Genomic DNA, 10,493 nt, shown 5'->3' on the forward strand with positions numbered 1-10,493 from the left:
GGTTACGGCGTTTGGTAAAACGCCGTAACTTAATAAGTTTGGTACCTTGACAATTAATCCATGCACTCCTAGATTGGTTAGGCACAAAACAATTCCACTACCTAACTAAAGAAAGGAGTAACACTAATCCATGTGCGATGAACCTCTTAGCCTTTGTTCGCACGAGCCCGGCGGCGACCCGTCACAGCCGGCGGATGTACCCGAAGCGGTCAGCGCCGAAGACAAACTCGCCAAGCGCATCCTGAGCGGTCTGGGTTTTTGCGGCCATTACATGCATTTTCATGGCGGAGGCGTGTCCGGCAAGGCGCCCATCATCTGCCTGCTGGCCAAGCAGCCCGGCGGCGAGATGTCTCAGCAGGAACTCGGCATGCACTTTGACCTCAAGCCGGGGTCGCTTTCCGAGATCTTGTCCAAGCTCGAGGTCAACGGCCTCATCGAACGCAGCCGTAACCCCAAGGATCGACGGCAACTCACCATTCGCCTGACCGAAACCGGCCGGGAAAACGCCCGTATCGACCAGGCGGCCCGCATTCGCTTTAGGGAACAGGCCTTTAGCGCCCTTACGCACGACGAGCGCGAACAGCTCGCCGAGATGCTCGATAAAATCCGCGTAACCTGGGAGGAACTGGATGATTAAAACCCTTATGGGCAGCATCCGCGATTACATGAAGGTCACGATCGCCACGCCGCTGCTCGTGCTTGGCGAGGTAATCTGCCAGATGATGATCCCGTTTATCACCGCCGACATGATCGACGCCATCAAGGACGGCACCGCCGTTACCGAGATGCTGCCCACCGCCGGCCTTCTCATACTCATCGCGCTGACGTCACTCGCCTTTGGCGCCGCCGCGGGCATCACCTGCAGCCATGCCAGCTGCGGCTTTGCCAAGAACCTGCGTCGCGACCTGTTCTACAAGATCCAGACGTTCAGCTTCGCCAACATCGACGAGTTCTCGAGCTCCTCGCTCGTCACCCGCCTCACCACCGACATCAACAACGTGCAGCAGGCCTTTATGATGCTCATTCGCATCGCCGTGCGCTCGCCGCTGGTGCTGGTCTTTGCCTTTACCATGGCATACGCCATGGGCGGCAGCGTCGCCATGGTCTACCTGGTCATCATTCCGCTGCTGGGCTTTGGCCTGTTCTTCATCATCCATAAGGTGCGCCCGATCTTTGCCCGCGTCTTCCACAAGTACGACGCGCTCAACGAATCCGTTGAGGAAAACGTCACCGGCATGCGCGTGGTCAAGAGTTACGCGCGCGAAGACTTTGAGAAGGAGAAGTTCGCCACCGCCGCGCGCGACGTCCAGATGGACTTCACCCGCGCCGAGAAGCTGCTCGCCTTCAACAACCCCATGATGAACATTTGCGTCAACGGCGCGTTCGTCGTCATCATCTACCTGGGTTCCGAGCTCATCATCACGAGCCAGGGCACCCTGTTCGACGTGGGCCAGCTCTCCTCCATCTTTACCTACGGCTTCCAGATTCTGATGAGCCTAATGCAGCTGTCGATGATCTTTGTCATGGTAACCATGGCAGACGAGTCGGCGCACCGCATTACCGAGGTGCTGGCCGCCGAGCCCACGATCGCCAACCCGACCGAGCCCGTGCACGAGGTTGCCGACGGCTCCATCGACTTCGATCACGTGAGCTTTAAGTATTCCGAGCATGCCCGCCGCCAGGCGCTCGACGATATCGACCTGCATATTAAGAGCGGCGAGACCATCGGCATTATCGGTGGCACCGGCTCGGCCAAGTCGACGCTCGTGAACCTGATCGCCCGCCTGTACGACACCACCGAGGGCACCGTGCGCGTCGGCGGCGTGGACGTACGCAACTACGATCTGGACGCGCTGCGCCACCAGGTAGCCATGGTGCTGCAGAAAAACGTGCTGTTTAGCGGCACCATCGCCGAGAACCTGCGCTGGGGCGACCCGAACGCCACCGACGAAGAAGTCCGCGAGGCCGCACATCTGGCCTGCGCCGACGAGTTTGTCGACGGCTTCCCCAAGGGCTACGACACCTGGATTGAGCAGGGCGGATCCAACGTTTCCGGCGGTCAGAAGCAGCGCCTTTGCATCGCGCGTGCCCTGCTGCGTCGCCCCAAGATCTTGATCCTGGACGACTCCACGAGCGCCGTCGACACCAAGACCGACGCCAAGATCCGCGAAGGGCTGGCGAGCTATCTGCCCAACACGACCAAGCTCATCATCGCCCAGCGTATTAGCTCCGTGCAGGATGCCGATCGCATCATCGTCATGGAGGGCGGCCGCATCAAGGACATCGGCAACCACGACGAGCTGCTCAAGACGAGCGAGATCTACCGCGAAACCTTCACCTCGCAGAACAAGATGAGCGCCGAGGGCGAGGATGCGGGCGAGACCGCTGCAGCCGGCACCGAGGCATCTGCATCGCAAGCCCAGACCCAGGAAGGAGGCGAGGCACATGAGTAAGGCCGCTACCGCCGAGCGCGCACGCAACCGCAAGGGCGGCACCATGACGCGCCTCATCAAGATGCTCTTTGGCTTCTACCCCGTGCTTTTGCCCCTCGTCGTTGCCGGCGTGGTGCTCTGCGCCGTCATCAATTCCATCGGCGCGACGTTTCTCCAGAGCGCGCTGCAGGTCATTAGCGAATCGTGGCAGTCGGGCGACTGGACGGCCGCGCAGCCCAAGATCTTGAAGCTTGTGACCACCCTCGGTTGCATCTATGCCGTGGGCGTCGCCTCCTCGCTCTTCTGGAACCGCGCCATGGCCGTCATCACGCAGGGCTCGCTCGAGAAGCTGCGCGAGAAGATGTTCAACCGCATGCAGGACCTGCCGATCCGCTACTTCGACACGCACCAGCGCGGCGACATCATGAGCCACTACACCAACGACATCGACACGCTGCGCCAGATGATCAGCCAGTCGCTGCCCAACCTGCTCATGACGATCATCGTCATCGTCACGGTGTTCTTCATCATGCTGTACTACAGCGCGTGGATGTGCCTGGTCATCATTGCCGGCGTCGCCTTTATGACCTTTATGACCAAGCTGCTCGGCTCCAACTCCGCGCGCTTCTTTATCGCGCAGCAGACTGAGCTCGGCGTAGTCGAGGGCCATATCGAGGAGGTCATGAACGGCCAGAAGGTCGTCAAGGCGTTCTGCCACGAGGCCGCTGCCGAGGCCGACTTTGACGAGCGCAACGAGAAGCTCTTCGAGGTCTCGCAGAAGGCCAACATGTACGCCAACATCCTCATGCCGATCCTCGGGAACCTGGGCGACCTGCTCTACGTGCTGGTCGCGCTGACCGGCGGCATCTTCCTGGCGCTGGGCGTGCCCAACCTGAGCCTCTCGGGCATGGCGCTCTCCATTGCCGTCGTGGTGCCGTTCCTCAACATGACCAAGCAGTTCTGCGGCCAGATTGGCCAGATCTCGCAGCAGATCAACGCCGTGGTCATGGGCCTTGCCGGCGCCGAGCGCATCTTTGAGCTGCTCGACGAGGAGCCCGAGGCCGACGAGGGCTACGTGACGCTTGTCAACGCGCAGGTCAACCCCGACACCTGGCAGCTCGAGGAGGCCGACCACCACACCGGCATGTGGGCGTGGAAGCACCCGCACCGCGCCACCGGCGAGATCGAGTACGTACCCCTGCGCGGCGACCTGGTCATGGACAACGTGGACTTTGGCTACACGCCCGACCATGAGGTGCTGCACGGCGTATCCGTGTACGCCAAGCCGGGTCAGAAGGTCGCGTTTGTCGGCGCCACCGGTGCCGGTAAGACGACCATCACCAACCTCATCAACCGCTTCTACGACATCGCCGACGGCAAAATCCGCTACGACGGCATCAACGTCAACAAGATCCGCAAGGCCGATCTGCGCCGCTCGCTGGGTGTGGTACTGCAGGACGTGAACCTGTTCACCGGCACCGTGATGGACAACATCCGCTACGGCAACCTCGACGCCACCGACGAGGAGTGCATCGCGGCGGCCAAGCTCGCGGGCGCGGACGACTTTATCACCCGCCTGCCCGACGGCTACGACACCATGCTCACCGGCAATGGCGCACAGCTGTCACAGGGCCAGCGTCAGCTGATCTCGATCGCGCGCGCCGCCGTCGCCGATCCGCCGGCGATGATCCTGGACGAGGCCACGAGCTCCATCGACACCCGCACCGAGGCTATCGTGCAGGCGGGCATGGACAAGCTCATGGAGGGTCGCACGACGTTTGTCATCGCGCACCGCCTGTCCACCGTGCGCAACTCCGACGCGATCATCTGCCTGGACCACGGCCGCATCATCGAGCGCGGCAACCACGACGAGCTGATCGCCAAGCGTGGATATTACTACCAGCTCTACACCGGAGCTTTTGAACTGGAGTAGTTCGGCCCGCCGAGATGGCCGATTTGCCGCTCATTCGTCGGGCATGACCCTAAGGTCAATGCCCTCCTCTTTCGGGGCAAATCGACTCATCTCAGCGACCCAAACACAATGCGCCGCAACGAATAAAGCCTCCGCAGCCACACGAGCTGCGGAGGCTTTTCTATGACCTCTGTTGCAAGCTTACCGTTCCTCACGTTGCGGCCCGGCTGCCTCGGCTGTCTTTGCGCGGTTCTTGTCGATGTACATGTTTTTGTCGGCCTGGGAAAAGAGCTCGCGCATCGTAGGCAATTCATCAAAATCACTGGAAAGCGCGTAGCCCACCGCATAGCTGATATGCATGTCGGGGTGAGCTTCGGAATGCTCGTTCACGTTCGCACGAACCCGAGCGAGAAAGGACTCCACGGCAGCTCGATCGGCATCCCACAGCACCGCGATAAACTCATCGCCGCCGTCGCGGCCCACAAAGCAGGTCTCCGACGCCACGCGCCCCAGCTGCTGGGCAAAAGAACGGATATATTCGTCGCCCTTCTCGTGACCAAAGCTGTTATTGACCGTATGCAGATTGTTAAGATCGAAGACGCACAGCGCAACGGGCGCTTCAGCGGAAACGGGATGCTCCTGCCCCAAGATCTCCTCGCACTTGTTCTTGTTGGGCAGTCCTGTGGCTTCGTCGAGATAGACTTTGTTCTGCAGCTCGCGATTGAGTGCGGCAGTGCGCACCGCGCGAACAAGTTCGACCGCAAAGGTCGCCACCAAGCCCACGATGTCGATAATCACCAAGCCCTCGAGATAGTTGAGCGCCGACGCCTTCTCCTGAGAGTAGTCCTCTGCGAGTCGCGTAGCATCGTCGCAAATGCCAAAGAACTCCTCACTCATGGCGATGATGTCGGTGTTCTCGTAGCCGACTTCGCGCACGCGGATGATCTCGGCGCAAAGCTCATCATAATAGTTTGCAAGCTCGGTCATCTTTGCCTGATACTCATCGTCATCCAGACGGACGAGATTGAGGTCGTCGCTTCCGTAGCGCAAACCATTAATGTATGAATCTACGGCTCTGAGCAGGTCATCTCGAGGCTGGCCTGCATCCTCGAGCTTAACGATTCGCTGCGTGGTGCCGCGCACCAGACCGGCGTAGTTGACCACGCGTGCCGTGCCCTGGATATCGGAGACGAGCAGCATAACATTGATGAAGAAGAAGATGAGAACTGCCGTGAGCACCATCATGAGCAAGCGCACCGCCCGGCTGGCTTTCTTGACGACAGAAGTATTCACAAGTTCACTCCCCAAAATGGCAAAAGCACAAGCGGCGCGCGGTGTGCTGAAATCCACATGAGGTCAACTCTACCATATGGGCCAAGAGCCGCAGACTTGGTGCAGTCTTGAGGCGGAGCTTAATCAGGGTAGTCAATTTGACGATGATTTCTGGATCGAGGGCTATTTTGCGCCTCAGCTTGGTTCGTTCGCCACGAAACGCGCCTATCTACTACGTTTAACCGATCACCCTCAACCATGCCAAATTTCGCGAAATAAAAACCGCAGGTAGACGGCTTGCATATTCTCGGAAAACCGGGGGATGGTCGATCCATACGGTTCAAACGTAGTAGATAGGCCGTTTTCGTGGCGCGGGCACAAAACAGTCTTTTGGGACGGGTGGTATCCTTGGTAGCCCTGTGCGGCAAACGCACCCTAAACGCAAGGAGTTCCATGGATCTCATCGCCCAGCTCGCCTGCGAGCTCAACCTTAAGGCCGCCAACGTCGAGGCAGCCGTCAAGCTCATCGACGAGGGCAACACCATTCCCTTTATCTCGCGCTACCGCAAGGAAGCCACGGGCGGCATGGACGACGTCGCCCTGCGCGCCCTCGACGAGCGCCTGTCCTACCTGCGCAATCTTGAGCAGCGTAAAGAGGACGTCATTCTGCTCATCGACGCCCAGGGCAAACTCACGCCCGAACTCGAGCAGCAGATTCGCGAGGCCACACAGCTCCAGCGCGTCGAGGACCTTTACAAGCCCTACCGCAAAAAGCGCATGACCCGCGCGCAGAAGGCCCGCGAGGCCGGCCTGGAGCCACTCGCCAACATGATCATTATGCAGGCCTCGGCCAAGGGCAGCGCACTCGACGTCGCCGCGGCATACGTCAACGAGGAGGCCGGCTTCGACACGCCCGAGAAGGCGCTCGCCGGTGCGGCGGACATCGTGGCCGAGACGGTGGCCGAGGACCCCGAGAACGTCGCCGACCTGCGCGCCTTTACGCAAAACACTGCCGACATCGTCGTCGAGGCCACCGACCCCGCCGAGAAGACCCCCTACGAGCCGTACTACAGCTATGACGAGCCGCTGCGCCGTATCCCCAACCACCGCGTGCTGGCGATCGACCGCGGCGAGCGCGAGGGCAAGCTCCGCGTGCGCGTGAACGTCGACGGCGCCGCCGCCACGGCACGTCTCGGCAGCCGTTGGCCCCGACGCCAGGGCGTGTTTGCTCCCATCTTCGATGCCGCCATCGCTGACGGTTACAAGCGCCTCATGGCTCCCTCGCTTGAGCGCGAGGCCCGCGCCAAACTCACCGTTCGCGCCCAAACCGAGGCCATCAACGTCTTTGCCAAGAATCTCGAGGGCTTGCTCTCGGCACGCCCCGTGCGCAGCGCCCGCGTGCTCGCGCTCGATCCGGGCTACCGCACCGGCTGCAAGGTCGCCGTCATGGACGAGACCGGCAAGCTGCTCGACCACGGCGTGGTCTATCCCACCAAGCCGCGCCACGACGTCGCCGGCACCAAGCGCGAGCTCGCCCGCCTCGTCAAGAAGGATGGCGTCAACACCATCGTCATCGGCAACGGCACCGCCAGCCGCGAGACCGAGGAGGTCGTCTCGGAGTTCATTGCCGAGCAGGCGCCCAGCCTTCGCTACACCATCGTTAACGAGGCCGGCGCGTCGGTGTACTCCGCTTCCGAGCTCGCCAGCCAGGAATATCCCGATCTGGACGTCACCGTGCGCGGCGCCATGAGCCTGGGCCGCCGCCTGCAGGACCCGTTGGCAGAGCTCGTCAAGATTCCGCCCCAGTCCATCGGCGTGGGCCAGTACCAGCACGACCTTGACCAGGCCGAGCTCTCGCGCACCCTGGGCCACGTGGTGGAAGACGTCGTCAACCGTGTGGGCGTCGACGTGAACACCGCGAGCGCGAGCCTGCTGGGATACGTATCGGGCATCACGCCGAACGTGGCCAAGAACATCGTGGCGTACCGCGAGGAAAACGGCGCCTTTACCGATCGCCGCCAGCTCAAGAAGGTCCCCAAGCTGGGACCCAAGGCATACCTCAACGCCGCGGGCTTTCTGCGCATCAGCGGCGGCAAGAACCCGCTCGACGCGACAAGCGTCCACCCCGAGAGCTACGAGGTGGCCACATCCGTCTTGGAACGCGCCGGCGTGGCGGCCAGTGAGCTCAGCCGCGGCGGCGTGCCCGATATCGAGCGCCGCCTGGGAAGCATATCGACGCTGGCAAGCGACCTGGACTGCGGCGCCCTCACACTCATCGACATTGTCAACGAGCTCAAGAAGCCCGGTCGCGACCCGCGCGACGATGCGCCCGAGGTGGTCTTTAGCCGCTCGGCGCTTTCCATCGACGACCTGGAGCCCGGCATGGAGCTCAAGGGCACGGTGCGCAACGTTATCGATTTTGGCGCCTTCGTCGACGTGGGCGTGCACCAGGACGGCCTCGTACATATCTCCAAGCTGGCCAACCGCTTCGTCAAGCACCCGAGCGACGTGGTGCGTGTCGGCGACACGGTCAAGGTGTGGGTCGAGAAGGTCGATCGCGACCGCAAGAAGATCTCCCTCACTATGGTGCAAGGAAAGTAAACCTCCAAAGCGGATATCCCCTCTTCGTGGCAAGTGTCGCAAAGAGCGCGGGCGTTCCCCGCGCTCTTTGCCCCTTTGGCAAAGTGGGGTATACTGTCCGCAGTGTGAAAAGCCTTCGGGCTTTTAGCGGCTGCGGGTACCTGTACCTACAGCCGCATTTTTCGTTTTGGAGGAACGATCATGAAGGAGCGCCCGCTCATCCCGGCAGAACAACAGGTCGCCCACCTCGCAGAGCGGGGCGTCCGCTTCGACATAATGAGCCCCAAGGATGCAGTCGCGTTCCTCCGCGACAAGAACTTCTTCTTCAAGGTCAAGGCGTTTGCGAAGTGCTTCTCAACGTATCGTAGCCCCGCGTCGGAGGGCTACGGACGCTACGTCAACCTAGACTTCGCCTACCTCACCGAGCTCACCAGACTCGACCACCACCTCCGCGAGCACATCCTCTCGATGACGCTTGACATCGAGCACTACATGAAGGTCCATCTAAACCGGACGATGATGGACGACGGCGTCGACGGGAAGGAGGTCCTCGACCTCCTCTTCGCCCACGAGAGGCTGCGTAAGGAGAGGATGCTGGAGGAGCGGTTCGATCCAAGCGGGTCAGAAGCCGCCGTCGAGAGGATGAAGGCCATCGCCGACCAGCTAGATGGGGTGGGCGGCAGCGAGCGGGCGATACTCTTCCTCGAGATGCTCCACATCGCCGAGGATCAGACTTTGGGGATAGACCCGGAGCACCTCGAGCGCAGCGTCTCGTACCTCGGAGACTCGAACTACACCCGGGACCTCGCGAATAAGTACGGCAGACGCGAGGACATGTACGTCTGGAACTACCTGGAACTCGTCTCCTTCGGGGGAATCATCGCGCTTTACAAGTTCTACTTCTACGACCTCAGGAGGGAACGCAGCCAGGAGGCCGAATCCGTCAAGCAGCTCCTGTTCCCCGTGAAGGCCCTGCGCAACGCGGCCGCTCATAACGGCAACGTTCTGAACACGATCGGGCAGCGTCTACAGAAGCCCGTCGGCTCCATCGCGACGGCCGCGCGGGAGGAGCTCGGAATCGACCAGGAGCTCGTCGCCCTTACGAAGCGCTTCCCCGTCATCCACGACTTCACTGCGCTCGTGCTCTGCTTCGATAGAATTGTCAGCGATGCGGACGCGAGGTCGGAAAAGGCGGCAGGCCTGCGCACCCTGCGCGAGCGCTTCCTTGAGCACGCCGACTACTTCGAAAAGCAGATCGAGCTTGACCGAGGAATCAGGATGCTGGGAGAAGTCATGTGCTCGGGAGCCGATGTCATCTCTTCGAGCTCCCTATAGCTCTTCAGCCCCCTAATAGCCCCTTACCATTTGGGCCCGCTCGGACAGAGTAGGTTCGAGTAAGTCCGAGTGGTCAGAGTAGGGCCCGACTTCGCCCTCTCGGCCGGGCGCAGAGCCGATAGAGCGAACCCCAGAGACAACCTAATATCGATGAGCCGAGGCCGGCGGATGCCGGTTATTCCTCGTGCGCACAGCCTGTCACGGGACCCGCTTTTCCCGTAAGGGCCGCGATGCTTTTCCGGCTTCTTTCGGGATCGGCCGCCCCCGCTCAGAGCGACGCCGGCGAAGCTCCCCCGAAATATCCGGTCGGCTGCGCCTTCGCCCCCTTCGCGGAGCGCGGGATCCCGCGCGCCCTCCGCTCCCGCTTCGGGCGGTCGGCAGCTAACGAGGTATAGCCGGACAGGGAGAGGAGTGTAAGGTCGATGCGAAAGAGCCGAGAAGTGGCCACGCCTACGAGGCGATCTCCCTCGAAATGAACCGCGACACGGCCAGGCCGGCGACAGCCGCCACGCACACCGCGCCGAACACCGCCGCCGTGCCCGCGGCGGTCGCGGCGGGGGCAAGTATGCCGCACGCCGCAACCGAGACGGTGCCGCCGAAGCCTCTGAAGAACATAGCCATGGAGGTGGCGCGCCCGGCGTCCGCCGGATCGGCGCCCGTCTGGGCGGCAAAATTGGACACAGGCATGCCGATGCCGACGCCGAGACCCAGCGCCGCCGCGACGACGGTGCTGGAGGCGACCGCTAGCATCGGGGACATCGCAGAGAACGCCGCCGACGCGGCAAGGACGACGACGGATGACGCCGTCGCGATGGCGCGGAGCCGCCCGGTCGCGCGAAACGCCGCGCCGGATGCATTGCTGCCGGCCATGAGGGCAAGCGTCATGGGGATGAGCGCCGCACCAGACGAGGCGGCGGCCATGCCTAGCTGTTGCGTGGGAGACCTAAGGACGGAGAAGTCGG

6 protein-coding genes and 1 pseudogene are annotated in these 10,493 nt (G+C 61.9%); 5 read left to right on the top strand and 2 right to left on the bottom strand.

Going from position 1 to position 10,493, the window contains the following annotated elements:
- Window positions 1–130: 130 nt before the first annotated feature.
- From SFLMC1_RS05630 to SFLMC1_RS05640, 3 genes are read left to right on the top strand one after another with little or no spacing between them, the layout of a single operon-like run.
- Entirely contained in the window at window positions 131–637 is a 507-nt protein-coding gene (locus SFLMC1_RS05630) for a MarR family winged helix-turn-helix transcriptional regulator (protein WP_152073271.1), read from the top strand.
- Window positions 630–2,453 carry an ABC transporter ATP-binding protein gene (locus tag SFLMC1_RS05635; RefSeq protein WP_226798329.1) on the top strand — a complete coding sequence of 608 codons (1,824 nt, stop codon included), beginning with the start codon at window positions 630–632 and terminating at the stop codon, window positions 2,451–2,453. The genes SFLMC1_RS05630 and SFLMC1_RS05635 overlap by 8 nt, the downstream gene beginning before the upstream one ends.
- Complete coding sequence (locus SFLMC1_RS05640; RefSeq protein WP_152073272.1) at window positions 2,446–4,365, top strand: ABC transporter ATP-binding protein; 1,920 nt, start codon at window positions 2,446–2,448, stop codon at window positions 4,363–4,365. Before SFLMC1_RS05635 ends, SFLMC1_RS05640 begins: the two co-directional genes overlap by 8 nt.
- A 180-nt stretch (window positions 4,366–4,545) precedes the next feature.
- Here SFLMC1_RS05640 and SFLMC1_RS05645 read toward each other — a convergent pair whose 3' ends face one another.
- Entirely contained in the window at window positions 4,546–5,637 is a 1,092-nt protein-coding gene (locus SFLMC1_RS05645; RefSeq protein ID WP_222837930.1) for a GGDEF domain-containing protein, read from the bottom strand.
- Between the two features lie 432 nt (window positions 5,638–6,069).
- Here SFLMC1_RS05645 and SFLMC1_RS05650 point away from each other — a divergent pair, with 432 nt between their 5' ends.
- Together SFLMC1_RS05650 and SFLMC1_RS05655 are read left to right on the top strand one after the other, a co-directional pair.
- Window positions 6,070–8,217, top strand: coding sequence for a Tex family protein (locus tag SFLMC1_RS05650; RefSeq protein WP_152073273.1), 2,148 nt, complete (start codon window positions 6,070–6,072; stop codon window positions 8,215–8,217).
- 180 nt (window positions 8,218–8,397) lie between these two features.
- Window positions 8,398–9,531, top strand: coding sequence for an Abi family protein (locus SFLMC1_RS05655; RefSeq protein WP_152073274.1), 1,134 nt, complete (start codon window positions 8,398–8,400; stop codon window positions 9,529–9,531).
- A 450-nt stretch (window positions 9,532–9,981) separates the two neighbouring features.
- On the opposite strand, the pseudogene SFLMC1_RS05660 reads toward SFLMC1_RS05655, so the two are convergent.
- Window positions 9,982–10,493 (bottom strand): annotated as a pseudogene (locus SFLMC1_RS05660) (MFS transporter); the annotation flags it as partial.

It is taken from the genome of Collinsella aerofaciens, assembly GCF_901212495.1.
Lineage (GTDB): Bacteria > Actinomycetota > Coriobacteriia > Coriobacteriales > Coriobacteriaceae > Collinsella > Collinsella aerofaciens_H.